Source organism: Micromonospora sp. H33 (genome assembly GCF_052068455.1).
Taxonomy (GTDB): domain Bacteria; phylum Actinomycetota; class Actinomycetes; order Mycobacteriales; family Micromonosporaceae; genus Micromonospora.
Genome location: NZ_JBQHDE010000001.1, coordinates 579,161 through 603,212, shown reverse-complemented (window position 1 = coordinate 603,212; position 24,052 = coordinate 579,161). Strand labels below are relative to the sequence as shown.

The window sequence follows — 24,052 nt, the reverse complement described above, 5'->3', positions numbered from 1 at the left end:
ACCGATCTTCGGGGGAACCCTCCCGGCGCATGATCCACCCGCTGCTGCCGCTCCGGCATCGCTCATCGGCGCGTCGGGCGGCCCACCAGTTGCGCCTCGATCGGGGACGGGGTGAGCCGCGCCCACCGCAGGGCCCGTCGGTTGACCACCGCCACCATGTCCTCCCGGATCCGGGTGAGCCATCCGGCGGAGGCGCCGAGCCCCAGCGCGCCCCCGGCGAGCGCCGCCTCGGCCGGGCCGAGCGGCTGGAGGAGCGCCAGGTCGGCGCGGCCCAGCGTCGCCACGTCGGCCGCGGTCAGCTCGTCCCGGATGAGCAGGGTGGCCTGCCACGGCGGCCCGGGCTCGGGATCGGGCGGAACCGGGCCGGCATCGACCACCAGCAGCAGCGGCCGCAGGGGTGATCCCGGCTCCCCACCGGGCGGACGGCCCGGCGGCAGCAGCGGGATGGTGCCGCCAGGTGCGCCGACCCCCCGGACGAACGGCTCCCACGCCCGGGGGCGGGCGGTCTGCACCACCACCCGGGCGCCGAGCGCCATCGCCCGCAGGGCGATCAACTGGCCGGCTCGGAGCCCGCCGACGAGCACGACCCGGGTGCTCTCCGGACGGAACAGCCGGACGGTCAGGGCATCTCCGTGCCGGTTGGCGCCGACCAGCAGGCCCGCGTCGCCGACGGTCAGCTCCGCGGCGGCCGGCCCGGGCGGGCCGGCGCCGGGCAGGGCCAGCGGCGCCGTGGCGGCCAGCCCGGCGAACTGCTCCCCGTCGAGTCGCCGCACCGCACCGCCCGGCCCGGTCACCGCGCGGTGCAGCGCCTGCTCCGCCGCCGCCAGCTCGGCCGGCGTCCCGGCGGCGAGGCGTACGGCGAGTTCGGACGGGACGGCCGCCACCGCACCGGCTGACGGCCCGGCGCTGAGCGAGACGGTGATCGCGGTGGCCGGTAGGGCGAGCAGCCGGGACACCAGGCCCCGGGCGCCCTCGGTGCGCGGGTCCGGCCACCGGTCGAGCTGGAAGGTCGCCTGCCACAGACCGCCGGACCGGAGCGCGGGCCAGGTCTCCCGCACCGCCCCGGCGTCGTGGTGGGCCAGCTCGGCCAGGACCCGCAGCGCCGCGTGCTCCCCGAGCGGCCGGGCGGTCACCGGGGCGAGCCGGCGGAGGATCCGGCGCAGCGTGCCGTGCAGCGCCCGGCGCAGCTCCTCCGGCGTGACACCGTCGACGCGGAGCACCCGAACGGCGAGCACTGCCCGCTCGCGGCCGGGCAGCCGCCCGTCGGTGAGTTGCCGGTACGAGGTGGCGACCGTGCCGCCGCCGAGCGCGACGGCGGGTGCGGGCACCCCGGCCAGCAGGAGCTGGACCCGTACCGGCGGGCCGCCCGGTGGGGCGGCGGAGAGCAGGGCCGCCGGGGACGGCAGCGCCCGTGACCCGTCGCCGATCAGCTCCGCCGGATCCAGGATCTCCAGCAGGGCCACCATCCCGGTGGTGTCGTCCAGCACGGCGGCCGGTGCACCGGCCAGCTCCGCGGGCCGTACGACGGCGCCCGGATCGACCAGCTCCAGCAGGGCGGCCGGCTCGGCGTCCGCCGGCAGGGCGCGCGGCCGGGAGGCGTACGCCACGGCGGTCCCCAGCCATTCGAAGAGCCAGCGCCCGCGCAGGCGCGCCCCGGCCAGCACCACCAGCAGCGCGGCCACCGCCACGGCCGCCAGCATCGCCGCTGCTCCCCGCCCCGTTGCCGCGACGACGACCGCCACCGCGACCTGCCCGGCGACCACCTGGCCGGCCCGGACGTGGCGGGCCGACCGCCGGCGACGGAGGCTCCACTGTGGTGGCAGGACGGCGGGGGCGTCGGTGACCGGGGCCGGGTCAGCCCGGTCGCCGGGGCCCGGATCGCGCCGGCCGGGCAGCGCGGGCGGCGTGCCTCCCGGTGGGGACGAGGGCAGGCTCGCCGTGGTGGTCGCCGGCACCGCACCCTCCTCCACCGATCACGCACTGCGATGTGGCTGCCGCCCATCGTAAGCGTCTCGGCGGCGCGGCGGGAGCCGCAGTTGTCCACAGGGGACGCGGACGGGGTAGCAGAACCGCGATCGTACGGCTACCGTCAGCGACGAGTTATCGCTGACCCGCGCCCGCCGTGCTCGACGTCCCGGGCGGCGCGAGCGGCGCGCTCCCCGAGCGGGCGTGTCGACGGCCAGCACGACGCAGGAGACGAGGTGACGTCCGGAGTGTCCGAGACCCAGGCGGAAGCCGCGGTGATGCAGCAGACCGCCGCGAAGTTCGAGCAGGTCGACCAGTCGTTGCAGTCCATGCTGAGCGGCCTGATGGCCGAGCTGGAGGTGTTGCAGCAGGCCTGGCGCGGCGCCGGCGGGCGCTCGTTCGAGCAGGTCAAGCAGCAGTGGGCGCAGGACCAGGCGGCGTTGCAGCGGGCTCTGCGAGAGACCGCCACGGCGATCCGCACCGCCGGCCAGCAGTACGACGTCTCGGACGCCGAGGCCGCCAGCCGGGTGTCCACGACCAACCGCGGCGGCATCCAACTGCCGCTGTAGACCCGGACCCGGGGGAGGAGACAAGCGATGGAGCACGGTGTGCTGGTCGTCAACTTCGCGGCGCTGCAACAGGCCAGCGCGGACATCCAGAAGGCGCTGAGCACGCTCGACGCGCAGCTCGGTCAGCTCGAGCGGGACGCCGCCCCGCTGGTCGCGAGCTGGTCGGGTGAGGCCCGCGCGGCGTACGAGCAGCGGCAGACCCGCTGGCGGTCCGCCTCGCAGGATCTGCAGGCGATGCTGCGCGACATCAAGCTCGCGGTGGACGACTCCGCGGCCGACTACCTCGACACCGAGAAGCGGAACGCCAACCTGTTCCAGTGACACCCGCAGGACGTGGCGCCGGTCCGACGGGGTGGGCGCCACGTTCCGCATGTCCGGCCCCGCGCGCGACCGGTCGCCGCTCTCCGCGGGGCGTCGATGACGGTGAGGGCGGCTGCGGCGCGCCGAGGAGCTACCGGGGCTGATCACGTTCCGCCGGTGCCGCCGCCGGCCACCCCGGATCAGGCCGGGTCGGGCGGTCGCCACCGGCGGCGGGCGCCGCGGGGCAGCACGAGGGCCAGCAGCACCGCCGCGGTCACCGTCCCGCCGCCGACCCCGGCCACCAGCAGCGCCCGGTCCCGGGCCGCCGCCCGCCGTGCCTGCTGGGCCAGCAGTGCCGGGTCGGCCCGCTCGTCGAGCAGGGCCGCGGCCGGCCGGGTACGGGCCGGTCCGCCGCCGCTCTCGGTGAGTGCCCGGTACGGGTTCAGCACCCCCGCGCCGTACCCCGCCCCGGGAGCGGGATCGGTGGTCGCCAGGATCCGCTCCGCCACCTCGGCCGCGCCCAGATCCGGCCGGTACTGCCGGAGCAGGGCGGCGGTGGCGGCCACGAAGGGCACCGCGTAACTGGTGCCCTCGGCCCGGTGGTGTCCCTGCCCGGGCGCGGCGGTCACCACGTCACTCCCGGGCGCGACCAGGTCGACGTACGGGCCGATCTGGGAGAAGGAGGAGCGCACCCCGTCCGCCCCGATCGCACCCACCCCGAGCACGCCGTCGTACGCGGCCGGATAGGGCCGGGGATCGCCGCTCTCGTGCAGGTTGCCGGCGGCGGCCACGACGACGACGTCGCGGGCGAGCGCGTGGGCGACGGCGTCCCGCACGGCGGAGTCGTCCGCGTACAGCACCACGGAGAGGTTGAGCACGTCGGCGCCGTTGTCGACCGCCCACCGGATGGCCCGGGCGAAGTCGCGGGCGCTGACCGTACGCCCCGACTCCCGGCCGTCGACCACCTGCTGCTCGCTGACCCGGACGGGCAGGATCCGCGCCTCGGGGGCGAGGCCGTAAAAGGCCACGCCGTCGTGGCGCGCGGCGACGATGACGCTCGCGACTCCGGTGCCGTGGCCGGCGCAGTCCCGGGTGCCGTCGCCGCCGGGGTCGAGCAGGTCGGTGCCGGCCCGGACCCGCCCGGCGAGTTGCGGGTGGCGACGGTCCACACCCGAGTCGACCACCGCCACCGTCACGCCCGCCCCGGTGGCGAGCGGAGCCAGCCGCTCCGGGGCGTACCGCTGCTGCGGCCACGGCACCGCGGTGATCGGGCGGGCGGGCGCGAGGGGTGCGGCGCACGCCGGCGCGGCCCGACCGGCGAGGCCGGGGCCGGCCGGACCGGTGGTGGGGACGCCGGGGACGGGTGCCGTCGGGCCGGCGGGCGGCGCGGCGCCGGCCGTCAGCGTCGCCACCACCGCCGCGAGAGCGGCGAGCAGCGGCCGCGCGGGGCTCCGGGACATCGACCGCCTCCGTATCGTGTCGACTCCGGAACGCGATGTTATCGCGATGCGCCGTTACCGGTCGCCCTGGCGCGGCCAGCCATTGTGATCTTGATACGACCTTGTAGGTTGTACGCGATACCTGTGACCTGTTGCCGGGAGGAGGGGTGGCCGTGACCGAATGGGAGCCGGCCACCGAGGCGGAAGCGGCGCTGCGCGACGCGCTGCGCGCCAACGACCAGCAGCTCTACTTCCGCATCCTGTCCCGGACGGACCTGTTCCTTCCGGTCTCCGCGCAGGCGCTCGCCGGCCAGGCCCCGATGAACTGGGGCACGTGGACCACCGGCGGTCGCACCCACGTGCTGGCCTTCACCTCCGCCGCCGCGATGCGGGCCTGCCTGGGCGAGCACGCCGGCGCGAGCCGGCGCGCCGCGTACGACGAACTGGCCAGCCAGTGGCCGAACCACGAGTGGTGGCTCGCGGTCAACCCGGGCCTGCCCATCGAGGGGTACCTGCCCGCGTGGTACGTCGCCCAGCTCTCCCGCGGTGACGTCCGCCTGCCCGGCCGCACGATCGGGGCGCGGGCGCGCCTGGAGCGGGCTGAGACGCTCGCTCGAGTCCGGGCCGCGGAGAGCGCTCCGGGCGGCGGGGAGGACCAGCCGACCACCGGCCCGCAGGGCCGCGAGCCCAGCGCCGGCCAGGCACCCGAGGGCACCGTTCCCCTGCGACCGGCTCCCGCGCCCGTCCCGCCCCCCGGCACACCGTTGCGGAGCCCGGCCGAGCTGCGTGCCGCCGCCCTGCGGCGGCCGCTGGCGGACGCCGGCCGGGTCGCCACGCCGGCCGGGGAGACGGACGCCCGGTGGCCGGCGCCGCCGGATCCCGGGGGCGACCGTGCGGGCCGGCGTCCCGCCGACGCGCCGACGAACGGCCGCACCGGCGGCGAGCCGGAGCGGCCGAATCGCCGATCGTTCTTCGAAGCCGCGTCCGGCCGCGCCACCCGTGACGAGCGGGCCGTCCCGCCGCCCCGCTTCGCCCGGGGCTCCCAGCCCTTCCCGCGCCGCCAGCCCCGCACCGACCCGACGTCCGAGAGCCCCACGCAGGCGTTCGCCGGCGGGGACGCGACCCGTGCCGATCGGGACGCCCCGCCCTCGGCCCTCGCCCCGGCCGGGGAGACGTCCCGGACGCCGCAGCCGCGGGCCGCCGGGGAGGAGACCCGGCCCGTCCGCTTCCCGGTGCCCGATCCGGCGACCCTCCAGGCGTACGCCCGCCCCACGGCGGACGAGGAGGCCACCCAGACGCTGCCGCGGCGCCGCCCCACGCCGCCGCCCCCGGATCCGGAACCGGCCTCGATCGCCGAACCGGTCTCCGGGCCGCCGGCGCCCCGGCGGGGCTTCACCCCGATCGTCATCGAGGGCACGATCATCGAGTCGCGGGATCTCACCGTCCCGCCGGCCGACCCGGTCGGTGCCACCGGGCTGCGCAACGACCCGGCCCTGGCCGTGGGAACCGGCGCCGCCGCGCTGCTCGACGACCGGGGGCCGGGCGTGGAGCCGTCGCCCGCAGCCGAGTCGTTACCGCAGCGTCCCGCCGTCGCGGATACCCCCGGCACGGCGGGCGGGTGGGAGCCGACCAGGCCGGACGCCGAGCACCCGCAGCCCGGGCCGACCCTCCACCCCCTGGACGACCAGGAGGTCACGGCTCCGATTCCGGTTCCGCGGCCCCACGTGCCGGAGCAGGCGGGCCCGACGCCGGACGCGCTGGTGGCCGTCCCGGTCGTGGACGACCCGGCTCCCGTCGTCGCGGCGGGCACATTCGCCGCGCATCCCACCGTCGCGGGGGGCACACCCGTCCCGGACCCCGTCGGCGCACCAGGTACCGCCGGCCCGGACCTCGCCGGCGCGCCGGCGGATGCCCCGGTCGCGCCGGCCACCGCCGGTCCGGTGGACGCAGCCCCCCGGCCGGTCGGGCCGGCGGTCCCCGTCCCGGCGGACTTCGCGCCCGCGAACGCGGTCGAGGAGGACCTGCTCGACGCGACCGGCGCCGGGAGCACCGACACGTTCCTGTCGACGCTGCTGCTCGCCCGCGTGCTGCTGCCGGTGGCGCCCGACTCGGCCCCCGGCAGCCGGCCCGGCGAGCCCGGGTTCGTCTGGCGTACGGAGGAGCTGGACGGCGAGACGTTCGTCGTCGTGTACACGTCCCCGGAGCGGCTCGCCGAGCACACCGACGCCGCCGTCGAGACGGTCCGGGTGCGGTTCGTGCAGCTCATCCACCGCTGGCCGGACGAGTCGTGGTCCTTCGCCGTCAACCCGGGCAGCCCGATCGGCGCGAAGCTGCCCGGTGAGCAGATCATCGGGCTCGCCAACTGGGCGGCGGAGGTGGGCCTCGGCGCGGACACCGGCGCCGAGCCGGAGGCGCCACCCGCCGCGGCGGTCCCCGCCGAACGGCCGCGCTACGACCCGCCCGCCCCGGACCCGACCCGGCCGGTCGTCATGCAGAAGGCCGTCGCCCCGAGCCAGCTCGCGTACTACCTGGAACGGGGCTACGACCGGGTCTCCGGCTTCGTGCACCGCGCGGGCGAGCTGGCCCACCTGACCACCCCGGCGCAGCTGTTCGACGCGCTCGGCCTCGGCTACCCCGACTCGCCGTTCGCCCGGGCCGCCGAGGAGATCTACGTGTTGCGCTGGCCGGCGTACCGGCCGAGTCTCTACCGCATCCCGTACGGCGGCCAGAACGAGACCGCGATGCGGGCCATGGAGGGCTGGGTCATCGAGCGGCCCCCGTTCCGCGGCAACGGCTTCGCACCGGGGGAGAGCAGCGACGTGGTGGCGGAGTTCAAGGTGGACAGCGCCCGGTTGCCGCACGGCGCGCAGCTGTGGCGGATCGGCGCGGACGGCACCGAGCGGGTGGTGGCCACTCTGGACGCCGACGCGCTGCTGTGGCGGGAGGTGGGCGACGCGTGACCCGCGACGGGTTCGTGGCCCGCTGGCAGGGCCGCGAGTACCAGGCCAGCCCGGACGGCGACGACGTCCGGCTCTACCAGCCCGGCCCGGGAGAGGGCTTCACCGAGGTACGCCCCGGCCGGTACGTGCGGGTGGTGCCGGCGGCCGAGGTCGAGGACCTGGCGTACGTCCGCACGACCTGCACGTGGCAGGGGCAGCCGTTCATCGTGCTCGGTGAGCACGACGGCTGGCTGCGCGTGGAGTACACGGGCGGGCGGTGGCCGGTCGCGCAGGCGATGGGCCTCGAGGTGTTCGACTTCGGCGTCTACCAGGGCTGGGCGCCCGCCGCCGAGGTCAGTGACCTGCACGAGCAGCGGGTCTAGGGCCGGTCCTACGACTTCGTCCAGCGCAGGATCTCGCCGAGCACCACGTCCCGGGCCTCCACGTGCGGGAAGTGCCCGACGTGGTCGAGCAGCCGCCACTCGTACGGGGCCACGACGTAGCGGCCGGAGCCCTGGGCGGTACGGGGCAGGGCGGCGCTGTCGAGGGCGCCGTGCAGCTGGAGGGTCGGGGTGACCAGGGGCTTCTGCATGAGCCGCACGAACCGGTACCCGTGCAGGCGAAGCACCGACCGGAACGCCCAGCGGTAGCCCTCCAGGGCGCAGAACGCGGCCTGCGGGATCCGCATCGCCTCCCGGCACCGGGCGGCGTACGCGGGGAAGCCCGGACCGTTCACCCACCGGGGCCCGCCCCAGCGGCGCAGCATCTCCTCCACCGCCGCCGCGTCGTCGCGGGTCAGCATGTGTTCGTAGCGGGGAAGCTGGAACTTCAGCGTCGGCGTGGAGGCGGCGAACTGGCCGCGCGGGTCGGCGAAGATGGCGGCCCGCAGCCGCAGCGGGTGCGGCGCACCGAGCACCACCAGCCGTCGGACCAGGGACGGGTGGAACGACGCCACCGTCCAGGCGATCAGGCCACCGGCACCGCTGCCCACCACGGTCGCCGACCGCTCGCCCAGCGCCCGGATCAGCCCGGCGACGTCGGCGGCCAGCGTGTACCCGTCGTACCCCCGGGGTGGCTTGTCGCTCGCCCCGTAGCCGCGCAGGTCGACCGCGACGGCCCGGAACCCGGCGTCGGCGACCGCCGGCAGCATCTCGTGCCAGGCCCACCAGTGCTCCGGGAAGCCGTGCAGGAACAGCACCATCGGGCCGGCGCCGGCCTCCACGACGTGGAACCGGCTGCCGTTGGCACCGACGAACCGGTGCGTCCACGGCCCCTCGGTGAGGACGCAGGACTCGTCGACGGGCCCGCCGCGCTGCTCGGTCATGGGCACAGCCTAGGGCCCCGGTGCCGGCCGGCCGTCCGGCCGACCCGTCGGGTGGCCCGCATCGCTCCCGCAGCGGCTGTCGGGAGTCCTCGCTCCGGCGTTTCCGGACGGCCGCTCAGCCGACCGGACTGATCTTCACGATGGTGGCCGGGACGCCCGTCCCGCAGTCGACGCCCGGGGCGGACGGGCCGATGGTCACCCGGACCCAGGTGCCGGTCACGAAGGTTCCCATGCCCGCGCCATGCAGCGCGTACTCCCGGCCGTCGTCGGTGGTCAGGCCGTAACAGGGACCGTCGCCGCCCCGGGTGATCCGGCCGACGAGCACGTTGGCCCGGTACGGGTCGGTCGGCAGTTTCGGGGGCGCGGTCGGCCGCCCCATGGTCGGCGGCGTCGTGGGCGAGAGCGAGGGATCGGAACGGGCTGACGACGGGGTCTGCTCGGCAGGCATGGGCGCTTCCTTCCCCGCTCCGGTGCAGCCGACCGACAGCCCGACCACGGCGAGGGCGGTGGCCAGGCTCGCGGCGGGCAGGCCGGCGCGGCTCACGACGGGCACGAGGACTCTGACGTGCGGGCCCCTGCTCCGGTTCCGGAATCCCGGACCGGCAGCCCGGCGGAACGGGCGATGCCCGGGCAGGTGACCTGCCCGGGCATCGCGAGGTGTCGATCGGTGGCTCAGAAGAAGCGGACCTTGACGGAGGTGCCGTTCTGCTCCAGAACCTTGATCTTCATGCCGGTCGCGGGGAGCTTGACGCCGTGGTTCGGCAGCTCCTCGTACCAGTACTTCTTGGTGTCGTCGAACAGCGGCTCCGCGGCCTGGCCCCGCACGTACTGCGGCTGGCTGTTGAGGTGCAGCGTGAACGAGTCGGCCTTCTTGAGGCTGAACGGCGCGTCGTACACCTGGACGCGGGCCCGCCACGGCTGGCCGGTCAGGTTGTGGATCGGCCGCGGGTGCGCGTCGATGATCAGGTTGCGACCCTCACCCGGGTGCTCGAACGTGTCGTTGTCCGCCCACCGCAGGTTCCAGTAGGAGATGAGCAGACCCTCCTGGTACGCGTAGTGGTCGACCCAGTCCGGGCGGGTGTTCGCGTAACCGAAGAAGTACGGACCGGTCTTCAGGTACTTGTCGTACGAGACGTACGAGCGGTGGCCCGCGATGTAGTAGTTCGCGAACTTCCGCTTGTAGGTCTCCTCGACGATGTCCCAGCCGGTCAGGGCCCAGTCGCCGGCACCGGCCTCGGCGCCGTCGGCGAGCACGGTCTGGCCGTCGACGGTCAGGGTGATCGCGTCACCGAAGAAGCCGCCCGCGGACACGCCGCCGTCGGTGGCGTAGCGGAGGCGGAACTGCGCGACCTTGCCGGCCGCGAAGTCCATCGGGACGGTGATGTCCACCCACTTGCCGTCGCTGCTGCCGCTGAGCGCCGGCTTCGGGTTGTCCTTGGAGACCGGCGGGATCGGCTTGCCGTCGACCGTGCCGGGCAGCGCCGACCAGGTCTTGCCGCCGTCCAGCGACCCCTCGAAGTAGAGGTAGTCGTAACCCTGCTCGATGCTGTAGCGGCCCTTCATCGACAGCGCGGCCGACGACTTCCCGGTCAGGTCGATCGTCCGGGTCATCGTGTTGTTAAGGTCGTCCGCGTTGCCGGAGAAGTACTGCTTGGCGCCCTCGAACGGCTTGCCGTTGTCGAAGGTGTACTCGCGCTCCGGCAGCACGACCACGGCGCCCTGCGGCTTGGCGGAGTTGTACTCCTGCGGGCCGAGGGTCATGGTGCGCTTCTGCCCGGCCACGATCACCTCGTAGTCGAGCCAGCCGAGCTGGAGCTTGTTCCACGCGCCGAGGTCGCCACCGCGCTCGCCGATGCCGCCGTCGTTCTTGGCGCTGAGCCGGCTCTGGGCCATCAGGGTCCAGTGCTCGTTGTTGTTGTCGCCGCCGTTGATGACGTTGTAGTCGTCCGGCAGGCCGAGGTCGTGACCGTACTCGTGGTAGAAGACGCTGCGGCCGCCGTTCTCCGGCTGGATGGTGTAGTCACCGATCCACACGCCGGTGTCGCCGATCTCGGTGCCGCCGGCCGGGAAGTTGGCCGGGCCGGTCGAGCCCTGGTCGGTGGCGAAGGCGTACCAGCGGTGGCTCCAGATCGCGTCCTCACCCTGGTTCGGGTCACCGTCGGCCATGTCGCCGCCGGCGTGGCCGATCTGGAAGTGGTCGATGTAGCCGTCGGACTCGTTGAAGTCGCCGTCGCCGTCGAAGTCGTACCGGTCCCACTTGTCCATCGCCTTGACGTCCGCGGCGATCTGGGCGTCGGTGCGGCCCTGGGTCTTCTGGTCGGCGACCCACTGGTTGGCGGCGTCGCGGACGAGCTCCCACGTGTTCTGGCAGACGTTGCTGGAGCAGACGGCGGAGTCGTCGCCCTCGCCCGGCTCCTCGCCCGGCTCCGGGTCCGGCACCGGGTCGTTCGACCGGCCGTAGCGGGCCTCGTTGTACTTGACCTTGACCCAGTTGCTGACCACGCCGTCCACGCTGTAGCGACCCGACGACTGGGCCTCGTAGTACTGCTTCAGCGACTCGTCGCCCGGCTTGGTGCCGAAGTAGAGCTTGCGGAAGTGCTCCGGGCTGAAGTCCGCCTGCCATACGGTGGAGTTGTCCGCCGCGCGATTCGGCGCGGGGATCTGGTTGTGCAGCGGCCCGTCGAACCGCGCCGGACCCGGCCAGTCGGGGTCGGTGTCCTTGTCCGGGAATTCCGGGTGACGCTCGTTGCCGAATTCGGCCAGGATCACGAAGATCTGGTCGTTGCGCTCCCGGGAGAGCTCGACGTACTGGTCCTTCTTGCCGCCGTTGCCGCGGGCCGACCGGGTGGTCGCACCGGTCTCGCCGGGCGCGCCGGCGGCGGTCTCACCGACCTTGACGACGGTGCTGCCGTTGATCCGCTGGGCCTTGGCCTTGCCGGAGAGGACCTCGCTCAGGCCCTCCTGGCGCAGGGCGCGGCGCTTCTCCTCGAGCGGGTTGGGCAGGTCGTGGTCGGTGTGGGCGGGCTCAGCGACCGACGGTGCGGGCGTCGGTAGCTTGGGTTGCGGCGCCGCGATGGCGGACGGTCCGACCGCCAGCCCCGTCGCCGTCAACGAGAGCCCGAGCAGACCCACTGCGACTTTGCGCACGTGGTACCTCCGGGTGTGAGAGAAACCGGCCCAACGGGGGTACGGGCCGGTGAAGAGTGATCCACATGTGGGACCACTGGTGAAGATAGACAGTCGTGTGACTCGTGGGAAGACGATCGCGGTGTTTTGTTGCAATGAGTTGTTGGGAATGCTTTTCACTGTCACATCCCCGGGCGTTACTTCAGGGGTGCTGACCTGCGCCGACGGTCGAACGACAGGGGGCCGGTGGCGTTTCCGCCACCGGCCCCACTGGTAACTGAATTGTCAGTTGCTGACCTTCACGACCATGTCGTCGGTCGGGTTGGTGCCCTGCTCCAGGATCTCGATCCGGGTGCCGGTGCCGGCCACCTTCACACGGACGGGGCCCGTCCGGAGCAGTTGCTCCGTCCGGGCCCCGCCGCACGCCCCGAGGGGCGGTGGTGGATCAGGGAGTCGCGGGGGTCACGTGCACCGTGGCGTACGAGTTGTCCTTCGCGGCCCGCTTGATCGTGATCGAGACGCCGTACGCGGCGCCCGCGTCACCCGGGTTGCCCGAGCCCAGCACGGTGAACCCGAGGTTCGTGCCGTACAGGCCGGTGGCCGGGGTGCCGTCCGCGTTGGTGACGCGGGTCGTGTAGGGCACGTTGCCCTTCGACGGGATGACCACCGACGCGTCGACGTCCCGGGCGAACAGCGACGAGCCGCGCACCTCGATGCCCGGGTACCAGCCCTTGGCGTCGGTGAACGCCGGGACGGCCGGCTGGGCGCCGAAGCTCGTGCAGTACTCGCTGTACGGCTCGCCCGTCGCCTCCAGGCACTCCTTGAACGGGTACGTGGGGTTGAGCGAGAAGGCCGCGTTCGCGGACTGCGGGCGGCTGGGCAGGTTGTCCAGCGTCGACGGGTCCTTGGCGGCCGCCTCACCCTGGCGGCGGTACGGGTCGAAGTGCGAGTCCACGATCAGCAGGCCGCCCTTGGAGCCGTAGCTCGGCAGCGCGGTCGACTGTGCGGTGACGTGGTTGTCGTTGCCCATCGTGGTGTCCCGGTACCACACCAGCATGCCCGGCGCGTTGTAGGAGATCTTGTCGACCTTCCACGCGTCGCGCGAGTAGACGGTGTCGTAGCCGTACTTCAGGCCCTCGTCGAACCCGTCGAAGTTGCGCCACTCGGCCAGGTAGTAGTGCGCCTGGGTCGAGGTGCCGCCGTCGATGTGCCAGCCGGCGCCGGTCGAGTCGACGAAGGTGCCGCCGGTCGCGGTCCAGCCCGCCGTCCCGTTCTCGATGTCGTCGCTCCACGTGGTGGCGCCGCCGCCGGTCACCGAGAAGTCGTCGGCGAACCAGCCCTTCTCCAGGAACGCCTCGTCCGTGGCGTACCGCAGCCGGACCTGGACGGTCTGACCGGCGTACGCCGACAGGTCGACGTAGTCGTGGCGCCAGCCGTGGGTGTCACCGGTGAGCCCGTACTTCTTGTTGCCGAAGTCGACCATCCGGCCGTTCGGGTCGGCGTAGCCGTCGTCCGTGGTGACCAGCTTGCCGGTCGAGTCGTAGACCTTCTGCTCGGTCCACGTCGTGCCGCCGTCGGTCGAGACCTCGACGAAGCCGAAGTCCCAGTCCGCCTCGATGACGAAGTTGTTCCACATCCAGAACTTCGCGTCGGCCGCCGCCGGCACCGCCACCTGGCGGGCGATCTTGACGTCGGCCCAGTCCTGGTCCGCGCCGGAGTACCACATGTTCGCGCCGCTGTGCGGCGTCGCGAGGGTGATCACCTTGTTCGGCAGGTTGACCTTGATGCCGTCCTTGGTGCCCACCGGCGTCCGCGAGGTCTGGCCCAGCTGCACGTCCCGCGCGTCCGACCCGGGGGTGATGGTCAGCGGGTCGGCCCAGCCGAGGATCCACTTGTCCCAGAGGCCCATGTGCGTCGGCAGCGCCTGGAAGATCTCGCCCGAGTGCGAACCCGAGGCCATCAGGTCCCAGAAGTCGACGTCGGAGTCGGCGTTGCCGGAGGTGTCGTAGAGGTCCGGCAGGCCGAGGTCGTGGCCGTACTCGTGGGCGAACACACCGACGCCGGCGTCCTCCGGCTGCACGATGTAGTTCGACACCTTGAGCTGGGTGCCAGGAATCGTGTAGCCGCCGACGATCGACGACGAGTGCGCCCAGACGGCGTAGGTGCCCTGTGCGCCGCCGCCGGCCGACTTGCCCTTGCCGGCGTGCACCAGCACCAGGTGGTCGATCACGCCGTCCGGCTCGAGGACGTTGCCGTCACCGTCGCGGTCGCCCTGGTCCTCGATGTCGTAGTCGGCCCACGGGAAGTCCGGGTCCATTGCCGCGAGCGCGTCGATCGCGTCGGTGGCGAGGCGGCCGGCGCCCTGCGGGTTGTCCGGGTGGCCGTTCATCGACTGCTGCCGCCCGGCGACCCAGTTGCCGTTCTCGTCCTTGAAGCAGCGGGAGGCCGCGTACCAGCCCTCCGAGTGCGGCACCTTGATCCACGGGCTGGCCTGCCCGTCGACCGTGTACGCGCCCTTGGACATCTCCAGGTACATGTTGCGCATCGTGCGGCCGGCCAGGCTGACGCCCGGCTTGCCGTCCGGCCCGGTCAGGTCGGTGCGGACCCGCTCGGTGATGCCCTCAGACGTGTAGAGCATCTTGTCGAAGTGCGTGGGCGAGAAGTCCGGCACCCACATCGAGTTGTTGTCCAGCTTCGGCAGGCTCGCCGGGTTCGGGATGTTGTTGTGCAGCGGTCCGTTCTGCACGGTGCCGAGGACACAGCTCCGGTCCTCGAAGACCGTCTTGGGGACCATCACGTCGGTGAAGTCGTCGTTGGCGTTCTCGTTGAACTCCACCAGCAGGGTCAGCAGCTTGGCGGTCTGCGTACCCTTGGCCTGCTTGATCTGCCGCGGGTTCTTCCCCGTCTTGATCGCCTCGGCCTCGGTCTTCGCCAGCTGGCGCGCGGCGACCGGGTTGCCCCGGGCGAACTTCCGGTCGTACGCCCGCGCCTCGTCGACGGCGGGGGCGTGGACTCCACCCTTGCCCTTGACCTCGCGGCCGTCGGTGTCCGGCTGCACCGCCGGCTCGGCGTAGTTGATGTAGAACTCGTCCGCCCCGATGGTGGCCGGGGCCGGACCGGACTGTGCCGACGCCGACGAGCCCGTCACGGTCAGTGACGCGGCGGCGAGGGCGATGGCGGGCAGCGCGACGAGTAGGCGTCGACGCGACCCAGGTTGCGGATTTCTGTTCATGCCGCTCCGTTTCTCGGGCATGGGGAGGGAGGGAGCCGGCCGGCACCGCTTATCGATGTGATGAACGTCGAACCGGTCCGACCTGCGTGAACCTAAATCAGAAACATGTCGAACGACAAGGCTGGGGCCTGCCTGTGTCCGTTCAGCTTCTCCCGCCTCCCCCAACCGACCGATGTGACAGTTGTCGGTACGCCCCGACCGAGGACGTCAGAAACGGCGGTGGGGTGACGGTCCGTGCGGACCGCCACCCCACCCGGGTGCGCCTGTCGTCAGTCCTCGTCGGACTTGCCGCCGCCCATGCCGGTGGAGATCAGGTCCATCACGGACGAGTCCTGGAGCGTCGTCACGTCGCCCAGCGACCGGTGCTCCGCCACGTCGCGCAGCAGCCGCCGCATGATCTTGCCCGAGCGGGTCTTCGGCAGCTCCGGAACCAGCATGATCTGCCGCGGCTTGGCGATCGGCCCGAGCGTACGGGCCACGTGGTTGCGCAGGTCGGCGATGAGCTTCTCGCCCGCCTCACCCGTGGTCTCGGTGTTGCCCCGCGGGATGGCGAACGCGACGATCGCCTGCCCGGTGGTCGGGTCGGTCGCGCCGACGACCGCCGCCTCGGCCACCGACGGGTGCGACACGAGCGCCGACTCCACCTCGGTGGTGGAGATGTTGTGCCCGGACACCAGCATCACGTCGTCGACCCGGCCGAGCAGCCAGATGTGCCCGTCGTCGTCCTTCTTCGCGCCGTCGCCGGCAAAGTAGACCCAGTCGTCGCCGGTGTTGGCGCCGGCGCCGAAGCGCGACCAGTACGTCTCGAGGAAGCGGTTGTCGTCACCCCAGATCGTGCGGAGCATCGACGGCCACGGCTCGGTGAGCACCAGGTAGCCGCCGCCACCGTTCGCCACCGACTGGCCCTGGTCGTCGACGACGTCCGCGCTGATCCCCGGAAGCGGGGTCATCGCCGAACCCGGCTTGGCCGCGGTCACGCCGGGCAGCGGGGAGATCATGATGGCGCCGGTCTCCGTCTGCCACCAGGTGTCCACGATGGGCAGCTCGCCGCGGCCGACGTGCTGCCTGTACCACATCCACGCCTCGGGGTTGATCGGCTCGCCGACGCTGCCCAGCAGCCGCAGCGACGTGAGCTCGAAGCCGGCGGGGATGTCCTCGCCCCACTTCATCATCGTGCGGATCAGCGTGGGCGCGGTGTACAGGATCGTCACCCGGTACTTGTCGACGATCTCCCAGAAGCGGCCCTTGTGCGGGGTGTCCGGGGTGCCCTCGTACATCACCTGGGTGGCGCCGTTGGAGAGCGGACCGTACACGATGTACGAGTGGCCGGTCACCCAGCCGATGTCGGCGGTGCACCAGTAGACGTCGGTCTCCGGCTTCAGGTCGAACACGGCGTGCGTGGTGTACGACGTCTGGGTCAGGTAGCCGCCGGTGGTGTGCAGGATGCCCTTGGGCCGGGCGGTGGTGCCGCTGGTGTAGAGGATGAACAGCGGGTGCTCGGCGTCGAACGCCGCCGCCTCGTGCTCGGTCGACGCGGTCTCCACGGTCTCGTGCCACCAGTGGTCCTTCTCCGACCAGGCGACCTCCTCGCCGGTGCGGCGGACCACCAGCACGTGCTCCACCGACGGGCACTTCGCCACCGACTCGTCGACCGTGGGCTTGAGCGCGGAGGGCTTCCCGCGGCGGTAGCCGCCGTCGGCGGTGATCACCACCTTCGCGCTGGCATCCTGGATCCGGTTGGTGAGCGCGTCGGCGGAGAAGCCGCCGAAGACCACGCTGTGCGTGGCGCCGATCCGGGCGCAGGCCAGCATGGCGACGGCCGCCTCCGGGATCATCGGCAGGTAGATCGCCACCCGGTCACCCGCGGTCACCCCCAGGTCGGTCAGCGCGTTCGCCGCCTGGCAGGTCAGTTTGTGCAGCTCGGCGTACGTGATGGTGCGGGTGTCGCCCGGCTCGCCCTCCCAGTGGATGGCGACCTTGTCGCCCCGCCCGGCCTCGACGTGCCGGTCGAGGCAGTTGTACGCCACGTTGAGCTGCCCGCCGACGAACCACTTGACGAACGGCGGCTTCGACCAGTCGAGCACCTCGTCCCAGCGCTTCGCCCAGGTGAGCCGGTCCGCCTGCTCCGCCCAGAAGGCCAGCCGGTCGGCGTTCGCCTCGCCGTACGCCTCGGCGGTGACGTTGGCGTGCGCGGCGAGTTCGGCCGGCGGCGGGAACTGGCGTGTCTCGTTCAGCAGATTGGCCAATGCCTCGCTCATGCCGTACTCCCTCGTCGCTCGGGGTGACCCGCGTCTCTCGGTGCAGAGGTTAGCCGGGAGACGGTTCGCAGGCGACCACCGACGGCGAAGCGCCGCGCCGAGCGGCCCCTGAGACGCGCCCGGCGGTGGCGGTGCAAGGAAGGGACCCTTCTTAACGCATGCGGTAGGGGAAGGGTCCCTTGTTAACACTCGAGGGACGGCGCGGCCGAGTGGCGGCGGTCGCGTTCCGGGCGCCTTAGCGGCGGGGCGTACCGGGCGGTGGATAGCGTGACGGGGTGACCGACGACCCGCTCGCCCCGCTGCTCGCGCTCGCCGACGTCGCCCCCGCTGTGGAGCGGGCCCGCGAGCGCTTCGACCAGGCGCTCCGGCACCGCGCGCTGCGCCGGCACGGCGGCCAGGTCGCGGCCGAGGTCAGCCTGCGGTCCGCGGTGGCCAGCGCCGCCCTGGAGGGGTACGCCCACGAGCGCGAGGAGGTCCGCGCCGGAACGGTCACCGAGCCGGTCCTCCAGGGCGCGCTGCGGGTCGCCGGGGCGCTGCCCGGGCTGACCGACCTGTGGCCGAAGGCGCCCCGCCAGGCCCTCGCGAAGCTGCACGTCCTCGCCGCGCGGGACGTGGTGGCCGAGGCGGACCTGGGCCGGCCGGTGAACGACCCGGTGGTGGCCGCTCGCCTGGACGCGCTGGCCGGCCTCGTCGCCGGCGGCACGAAGGTGCCCCCGCTGGTGCTCGCGGCCGTGGTCCACGGCGAACTGCTGAACCTGCGGCCGTTCGCCGGGCCGTCCGGGGTGGTCGCCCGCGGCGCCGCCCGGCTGGTGCTGCTGTCCAGCGGCTTCGACCCGCGTGGCCTGCTCGCCGTCGACGTGGGCCACCGGGAGCGGGAGCCGGAGTACGTCGGCTCGGCCGGTGCCTTCGCCACCGGCACGCCGGACGGACTGCGGTCGTGGCTCCGGCACTACATGAGCGCCGTCGAGGTCGGGGCCGACCAGCTCACCGAGATCGGCGACGAGGTGCTCGCCGCGGCCTAACGCCGGGTCGCTCTGCTGATCTTGCTCTGGAGGGCGCGCCGGGCGATCGGGCCGAGGTCGTCCACGATCTCGATCAGCACGGCGAGCTGGTCCAGCGCCGCCATTGCGCGTTCCGCGCCGGGCCGGTCGACCCCGTCGTACAGCTCCAGGCCGATGAACGCGGACGACACCGCCCGGGCGAGCCCCGCGATGTCGGCGACCTCGGCGAACGGGGACCCGGCCAGCAGCCGCCGCAGCACCGACTCGATCTCGTCCACCCAGAGCTGCAACGCCTCGCCGGTGGGGGCGGCGAGGCGTTCGTCGGTCTGCGCGCCCGCCAGCATCTGCGCCAGGACCGACACGTTGCCCAGCACGCGCTCCTCCTCGTGGAGCGCGCGACCGACGTCGAGGAGTTCGCGCAGCGACCGGACGCCGCCCAGACGGGTCGACCAGTGGGCGACCCGCTCGGCCGTGCCCGTACGGCACGCCGCCGTCAGCAGCTCGTCGACCGTCCCGAAGTGGTAGAAGACCAGCGCCTGGTTCACCCCGGCGGCGGCGGCGATGGTGCGGGCCGAGACGCCGGCGATGCCGTGCTGCCGGATCGCGTCGAGTGTGCCGTCGAGCAGGCGTCGCTTGGTGTCGGACATCGGTCCCCTCCCGCCGGGTGTGGCGGTGCGATCATCGCATCGGTCACGAGCTGGGCCAGCCAGGTCACCCCGGGCAGCCGCAGGCTCCAGCCCACCCAGGCCCAGCCCAGGGTGAGGTGTTCGAGCCCGCGGGCGACGGCGGCCACCCCCCGTTCCGTGTGGCCGTCGCCGCCCGCGTACTCCGCTCGCACCTGACCGTCGGCGGGCGCGATCGTCAGGTTCACCGGGTCCCGCCGCGCCAGGAACCGCCAGACCGCCCCGCAGGGCCCGCAGTCGGCGTCCAGCCGCAGCACCGCGGGCTCTCCCGAGGCGTACGGCCGCCAGCGTGGCCACCAGTCGCGGACCGACCGCCGCCACGCCCGCCACGCGGCCCCGTGCCGGTGGGCCAGGTCGTGCTCCTCATGCGGCCGGGCGACGGCCGCGCTGAACGCCACGGCGGTGCCGGCCACGACGAGCAGGACCAGGCTCCGCGCGGCCGCGGCGGTGACCAGCAGCAGGGCGGTGGCGCTCAGCTGCATCGGATTGGCGAGGTACGCGTACGGCCCGGTGGTGACCAGCCGGGCCGGCGGATCCCACGGGTACGGGGTGCCGCGGCCACGTACGGCGAACTCGCGCACCGCGACGAGCGCCGGCGTCGCCACCAGCAGCGCGACCTGGGCCAGCACCAGGAGGTGCGCCCGGGGCAGCCCGGTGAGCCGGGCCCACGAGCCGTCACCCAGCTCGAAGGCGAGGCTCGGCAGGAACCACAGCACCAGCATGGCGAACACGGTGACCTGGAGCAGCACCCGTGCCCGCAGGTGCCGCCCGTCCGCACTCCACCGGCCGAGCAGCTGGGCGGGGAGGGCGACCGCGGCCAACCCCACGACCTCGCCCACCAGCCAGGCCGGATTCAGGGACACCAGCGGGTGCAGCGCCGGCATGGCCACCGCGTCGAGCCAGAGCAGCAGTCCCAGCGCGACGGGCAGGGGCAGGAACCGGCGCAGCAGCACTGGCACCGGGCCCCAGAGCGCGGCCCAGCCGAGCCACAGGTCGACCGGCAGACCCCGGTAGGCGCCGTCCACCGGCGCGAACGTGTACCACCCGGCCCGGCGCGCCACCTCGTGGAGGGCCGCGACACCCAACGCGGCGGCCACGAACGCGAGCAGGGCCGCCGCCCGGGCCCGCCGGGCGCGCTCCAGCCGTGCCGCGGCGAGGACCGCCAGCAGGGGTACGCCGAGAGCGAGCCACCGCGCGGCGGTCACCGGAGGACGAGCGTGTCGAGCAGGTACCCCATGCCCTCATGGAGCAGGGCGTCCTGAAGTGGCCCGAAGTACCAGGCGGGATCGAGTCCCCGCTCGTACGCGACCCGTACGCGCACCGCGGTGTGTTCCCCGTCCACCGCGTGCCAGCTCACCTCCGCGTGCCGGAAGGTCACCCAACGGCCGGTGATCGCGGTGTCCTCGACGAACCGGAAGCCGACCCGACCCGGTTCGACCGTCGTCACCTCGGTGAGCAGATGTCCGCCGGGGCCGTGCGAGCTGCCGTGGTAGGCGAACATCCAGCGGTCGCCCGGGGCGAGGCCGTCGCCGGTGACCCGGGTCGGGAGGGGCACCCCGAGCAGGCGCAGCGGCACCGACCGGACCGGCATCGGGCGGGGGCCGGCCGCCAGGCGATCGTCGACGAGGTGCGCGGGGAGCGTCACCACGCGGCGCACCTCGACCGACTGCTCCGGCGCGACCCGTGGGGCGAGGCCGCTGCCCTCCAGGCCGGACGTGAGCAGCAGCGGCACGGCGACCAGCGCGTACGCCCGGGACGCGCCGCGGCGGGCCAACCGGATCAGGGCGGTGGTGCCGTGCGCCACGGCGTACACCAGCGGGGCGGCGAGGACGACACAGATCGCTCCCTCGTGCAGCGCCACCGCCGCCAGCAGCAGGGCGATCGTGGTGACCACGAAGACCCGGCCGTGCGTGGTCCGCCCCGGCGTCAGGGCGAGGGCCGCGGCCAGCAGGACCGGCAGCGCCACGAAGAGCAGGGCGCTGTCGGCCCGCCCCTGGGCCACGGCGACCGCGAAGGCGACCACGCCGAACGCCGTGATGAGGCCGGCGAGCGTCCAGTTGGCCCAGGTGCGTCTCGGCGCCGGTTCCGGCTCGTACGCGTCGGACATCGTCCCTCCCCGTCGGTTCTTGAGCGATCGCTCAAGTGGAGGGTAGGCTGATTTGAGCAGACGCTCAAGACGCGGGTCGTGAGTGGTGACGTGCCGATGCGGCGGCGGGGATGAGGGGGCGACGTGCCGGGTGCGCGGTCGGTCAGGCGGCGGGGGCGGTGCGGGTACGGCGGTGCCGGCCGTACCAGGCGATGCCGATGGCCACACCCACGCCGACGCCGAGGGCGGCGGCCGCCACCGGGACGGCCGGGCGCTCGCGCAGTCGCCGGCCCAGCGGGACCGGATGCCGGAACTCCAGCACCGGCCAGGAGTTCTCCAGTGCGAGTTTCCGCAGCTGGCGGTCGGGGTTCACCGCGGTCGGGTGCCCCACGCACTCCAGCAGCGGCCGGTCGCTGTACGAATCCGAGTACGCGTACGAGTCGGCGAGGTCGTACCCCCGCTTGAGTGCCAGCTCACCGACCGCGTCGACCTTGCTCGGGCCGGCCGCGTAGAACTCGACCACCCCGCTGTAGCGACCGTCGACCACGCCCATCCGCGTGGCGATCACGTCGGTGACGCCGAGCAGCGCGCCGATCGGCCGGACCATCTCCTCACCCGAGGCGGAGACCAGGACGACGTCCCGCCCCGCCGCCTGGTGCTCCTCGATCAGGGCGGCGGCTTCCGCGTACACGTAGGGGTTGATCAGCTCGTGGAGCGTCTCCGCGACGATCTGGCGGACCTGTTCCACCGGCCAGCCCTTACAGAGCGTGGCGAGGTAGTCGCGGGTCCGGGCCATGGTCTGCTCGTCGGTGCCGCCCAGCCGGAACATCAGCTGCGCGTACGCCGACTTGACGACGTCACGCCGAGTGATCAGACCGTCCCGGTAGAACGGCCGACCGAACGCCAGGGCACTCGACTTGGCGATGACGGTCTTGTCCAGATCGAAGAAAGCGGCGCTTCGGCCCACGGCGCGAAAGTCTAGCCCGATGGTCTATGGTCTGCGGGTGCCCGGGGGGTCGCCGATCCCCCGGACCTGCGGACCAGGCGACGTCACGTTGGCTGTGCGTGACCGCGATCACACTCAGCGAACAGGAATTCGCAGGGAGTGGAGGCTACACCACTCGACGTAGCCAGGTTCGCTCAGGCAGACTGTCGGCACGACGAGCGTTCATGTCTCGGACAACCAACAGACCCTCGGCGGTTGCACCCCCCGTGACCGCTGAGTGGGTTCGGCTCGACCCCCCCGGAGCCGAACCTCCGACGACCCCCGTCTCCCCCCGACGGGGGTCGTCCCTTTCCCGGGTTTTGCTCCGCCCCAGGTCACAGTCCCTCCCCATCGTCATCGAGGGCGCTCTCTGACGGCGTTTCCTCGGCTGGAGTCAGCAGATCGTCAGCAGGCAGCGTGAAGGCGTCCAAGATCCGAGAGGCATAGTCGGCTGGAGTGTGCGTATAACGGTTCAGCGTCGTCGACGCCTGCTCGTGGCCCATGACCCGCTGCACCAGGTTGATCGGGACGCCGTCGGTGACCAGCCAGGTGGCGTAGGCGTGTCGCAGATCGTGGAAGCGCATCCCGCCGGCAGCCTTGGCGGCCACACAGGCGACCGCCTCCCGCTCGGTGGTGAACTCCGCCGACCACTCCACGCCCTCCCGATCAGGCCAGACCGCGCCGCGTACGTCCACGCCCAGCACCCTAATCGAGCACATGTTCGACCAGCCGGACTGCCGGCCGTGCTGGGTCTCAAGACGTCCGTGACAGATCATTTTCGGGACGTGGGTGACACTTCCGGCTAGCCGGGTCGTGATGGCAGCTCGCGTGGGTGTCGTCGTGCGCGTATCGCGTCGGCTACGGCGACTCCTGCCAGGACGATGACGGCGGCGGTGGCGACGCCTAGCGGTGGCACCAGGATCATGACTGGGGAGATGACGGCGAGCACGAGGACCCCGATCGGCCGATCCCAGGACACACGGCGGAACACCGCATACTCGAAGAGGGCACGTCCGGCGAGGAACAGTCCGGGCCCGCCGAGGATCACGGCGATCCAGGCCGGCTGGTTGTGTCCGAACGGGTGCACGATGACAAGCTCGTCGCCGACGGCGATCGCGACGATGCCGGCGATCATGGCGAGGTGGGAGTACACCGACGGGATGCCCACGCGGAGTGGGTCGGGGGCGGCTGCCAGGGCCGTGTCCAACAGTTCACCGGCGCGGTAGATGTAGATCCGCCACAGCAGCACGATGGTCGCGAACGCCACTACGACCGCAGCGCTCCGGTCGGCCTCGAAGCCGCCGTTGCCGAAGGCCAGCCCCGTCGACAGGATCAACTCGCCGAGCGCGATGATGAAGAACTGCCGGAAGCGCTCTCCCAGGTGCTCGCCGGAGATCGCGAACTCCGCTGCACGGGCCCGGCCAAGCCACGGTGTGGGGTAGCGGAGTGCGACCGCCGTGTACTCCACGGCCAGCGCGAGCGCCCATAGCACGGCACGCGCCGTATCGTGCGCGGCGGCTCCCGCGATCCACGGCACGGCAGATACGCCGAACCAGAAGAGCAGCCGCAGGTAGAAGCGCCGTACCTCGTCGTCACGCACGACGGCCACGATGAACGCACTGCGGCCGACGTGAATGGCGACGTATGCACCTGCGAAGAACAGGCCTCGCTCGTGGAACGCCTCCGGGGCGGCGGCGGCCATCAACAGAGTGCCGAACATCGTCGCGATGACCAGCAGCTGTATCGGCGCTCGTCGCGGGTCGAGCATGTCGGCTGCCCCTGCGGTATGGACCCAGACCCACCACAGGGCGAGCAGCAACACCAGCGTCTGGAAGGCACCGCTCCAGGTCAGATGCTCCAGCAGCCCCTGCGAGACCCGGAAGAGCGCGAGGACGAACACCAGGTCGAAGAACAGTTCCAGGAACGCGCTCGCTGTGGATCCTCGGGTCTCCGCCGCAGCCCCGCTGCACCACCCGTCATCGGCTCGCCCGCTTCTGCCGTTCTGCCTGCCTTTGACGCAGTCGTACCATGACGCGGCCTTCACCGACGTGGATGTGTCGCGATGGCATTGGCTGAGGTTCGGCAGGCCCTGCTAACTCATGGGCCAGCGGTATAGGGGCGTGAGGTCCCGCCAGCCGTCGCCGC

The 24,052-nt window shown here is 73.0% G+C and carries 18 protein-coding genes; 5 read left to right on the top strand and 13 right to left on the bottom strand.

All coding sequences use genetic code 11. From position 1 onward, the window contains the following. Positions 1–62 precede the first annotated feature (62 nt). Entirely contained in the window at positions 63–1,955 is a 1,893-nt protein-coding gene (gene eccE / locus ACTMS0_RS02830; protein WP_441153486.1) for a type VII secretion protein EccE, read from the bottom strand. A 258-nt stretch (positions 1,956–2,213) separates the two neighbouring features. Between eccE and ACTMS0_RS02825 the strand changes: the two genes are divergently transcribed. Further along, positions 2,214–2,534, top strand: a complete 321-nt coding sequence (locus tag ACTMS0_RS02825) for a WXG100 family type VII secretion target (RefSeq protein ID WP_441153993.1) — start codon at positions 2,214–2,216, stop codon at positions 2,532–2,534. 27 nt (positions 2,535–2,561) lie between these two features. Then, positions 2,562–2,855, top strand: coding sequence for a WXG100 family type VII secretion target (locus tag ACTMS0_RS02820; RefSeq protein ID WP_441153485.1), 294 nt, complete (start codon positions 2,562–2,564; stop codon positions 2,853–2,855). A 179-nt stretch (positions 2,856–3,034) separates the two neighbouring features. Here the strand turns inward: ACTMS0_RS02820 and mycP are convergent, their stop codons facing one another. Continuing rightward, positions 3,035–4,294: a type VII secretion-associated serine protease mycosin gene (mycP, locus tag ACTMS0_RS02815; protein WP_441153484.1), complete on the bottom strand. Its 1,260-nt coding sequence runs from the start codon at positions 4,292–4,294 to the stop codon at positions 3,035–3,037. 152 nt (positions 4,295–4,446) lie between these two features. On the opposite strand from mycP, the gene ACTMS0_RS02810 reads away from it, so the two are divergent. After that, positions 4,447–7,233 (top strand): SseB family protein, encoded by a 2,787-nt coding sequence (locus tag ACTMS0_RS02810; RefSeq protein ID WP_441153483.1) that lies wholly within the window; start codon positions 4,447–4,449, stop codon positions 7,231–7,233. Further along, positions 7,230–7,595 carry a hypothetical protein gene (locus ACTMS0_RS02805; protein WP_441153482.1) on the top strand — a complete coding sequence of 122 codons (366 nt, stop codon included), beginning with the start codon at positions 7,230–7,232 and terminating at the stop codon, positions 7,593–7,595. The genes ACTMS0_RS02810 and ACTMS0_RS02805 overlap by 4 nt, the downstream gene beginning before the upstream one ends. Positions 7,596–7,603: 8 nt before the next feature. Here the strand turns inward: ACTMS0_RS02805 and ACTMS0_RS02800 are convergent, their stop codons facing one another. The 5 genes from ACTMS0_RS02800 to acs all read right to left on the bottom strand — a co-directional run bounded on the left by ACTMS0_RS02800 (position 7,604) and on the right by acs (position 17,152). After that, on the bottom strand, positions 7,604–8,536 hold the full coding sequence (locus ACTMS0_RS02800) for an alpha/beta fold hydrolase (RefSeq protein WP_441153481.1): 933 nt from the start codon (positions 8,534–8,536) through the stop codon (positions 7,604–7,606). Between the two features lie 115 nt (positions 8,537–8,651). Then, positions 8,652–9,089: a hypothetical protein gene (locus ACTMS0_RS02795; protein WP_441153480.1), complete on the bottom strand. Its 438-nt coding sequence runs from the start codon at positions 9,087–9,089 to the stop codon at positions 8,652–8,654. Positions 9,090–9,208: 119 nt separating this feature from the next. Further along, positions 9,209–11,668, bottom strand: a complete 2,460-nt coding sequence (locus ACTMS0_RS02790) for an immune inhibitor A domain-containing protein (protein ID WP_441153992.1) — start codon at positions 11,666–11,668, stop codon at positions 9,209–9,211. Between the two features lie 439 nt (positions 11,669–12,107). Beyond that, positions 12,108–14,894 carry an immune inhibitor A domain-containing protein gene (locus ACTMS0_RS02785; protein ID WP_441153479.1) on the bottom strand — a complete coding sequence of 929 codons (2,787 nt, stop codon included), beginning with the start codon at positions 14,892–14,894 and terminating at the stop codon, positions 12,108–12,110. Positions 14,895–15,163: 269 nt separating this feature from the next. Continuing rightward, positions 15,164–17,152 carry an acetate--CoA ligase gene (acs, locus tag ACTMS0_RS02780; protein WP_441153478.1) on the bottom strand — a complete coding sequence of 663 codons (1,989 nt, stop codon included), beginning with the start codon at positions 17,150–17,152 and terminating at the stop codon, positions 15,164–15,166. 275 nt (positions 17,153–17,427) lie between these two features. Here acs and ACTMS0_RS02775 point away from each other — a divergent pair, with 275 nt between their 5' ends. After that, positions 17,428–18,174 carry an oxidoreductase gene (locus tag ACTMS0_RS02775; protein ID WP_441153477.1) on the top strand — a complete coding sequence of 249 codons (747 nt, stop codon included), beginning with the start codon at positions 17,428–17,430 and terminating at the stop codon, positions 18,172–18,174. Here ACTMS0_RS02775 and ACTMS0_RS02770 read toward each other — a convergent pair. The 6 genes from ACTMS0_RS02770 to ACTMS0_RS02745 form a co-directional block, all read right to left on the bottom strand. Beyond that, complete coding sequence (locus tag ACTMS0_RS02770) at positions 18,171–18,800, bottom strand: TetR/AcrR family transcriptional regulator (protein ID WP_441153476.1); 630 nt, start codon at positions 18,798–18,800, stop codon at positions 18,171–18,173. The genes ACTMS0_RS02775 and ACTMS0_RS02770 overlap by 4 nt on opposite strands. Next, on the bottom strand, positions 18,695–20,041 hold the full coding sequence (locus ACTMS0_RS02765) for a methyltransferase (protein ID WP_441153475.1): 1,347 nt from the start codon (positions 20,039–20,041) through the stop codon (positions 18,695–18,697). The genes ACTMS0_RS02770 and ACTMS0_RS02765 overlap by 106 nt, the downstream gene beginning before the upstream one ends. Next, entirely contained in the window at positions 20,038–20,943 is a 906-nt protein-coding gene (locus ACTMS0_RS02760) for a hypothetical protein (RefSeq protein WP_441153474.1), read from the bottom strand. Before ACTMS0_RS02760 ends, ACTMS0_RS02765 begins: the two co-directional genes overlap by 4 nt. A 142-nt stretch (positions 20,944–21,085) precedes the next feature. Beyond that, entirely contained in the window at positions 21,086–21,889 is an 804-nt protein-coding gene (locus tag ACTMS0_RS02755; protein WP_167999634.1) for an HAD family hydrolase, read from the bottom strand. A 353-nt stretch (positions 21,890–22,242) separates the two neighbouring features. After that, positions 22,243–22,602: a tyrosine-type recombinase/integrase gene (locus ACTMS0_RS02750; RefSeq protein WP_441153473.1), complete on the bottom strand. Its 360-nt coding sequence runs from the start codon at positions 22,600–22,602 to the stop codon at positions 22,243–22,245. Between the two features lie 107 nt (positions 22,603–22,709). Next, positions 22,710–23,951: a low temperature requirement protein A gene (locus ACTMS0_RS02745; RefSeq protein ID WP_441153472.1), complete on the bottom strand. Its 1,242-nt coding sequence runs from the start codon at positions 23,949–23,951 to the stop codon at positions 22,710–22,712. Between the last annotated feature and the right edge of the window lie 101 nt (positions 23,952–24,052).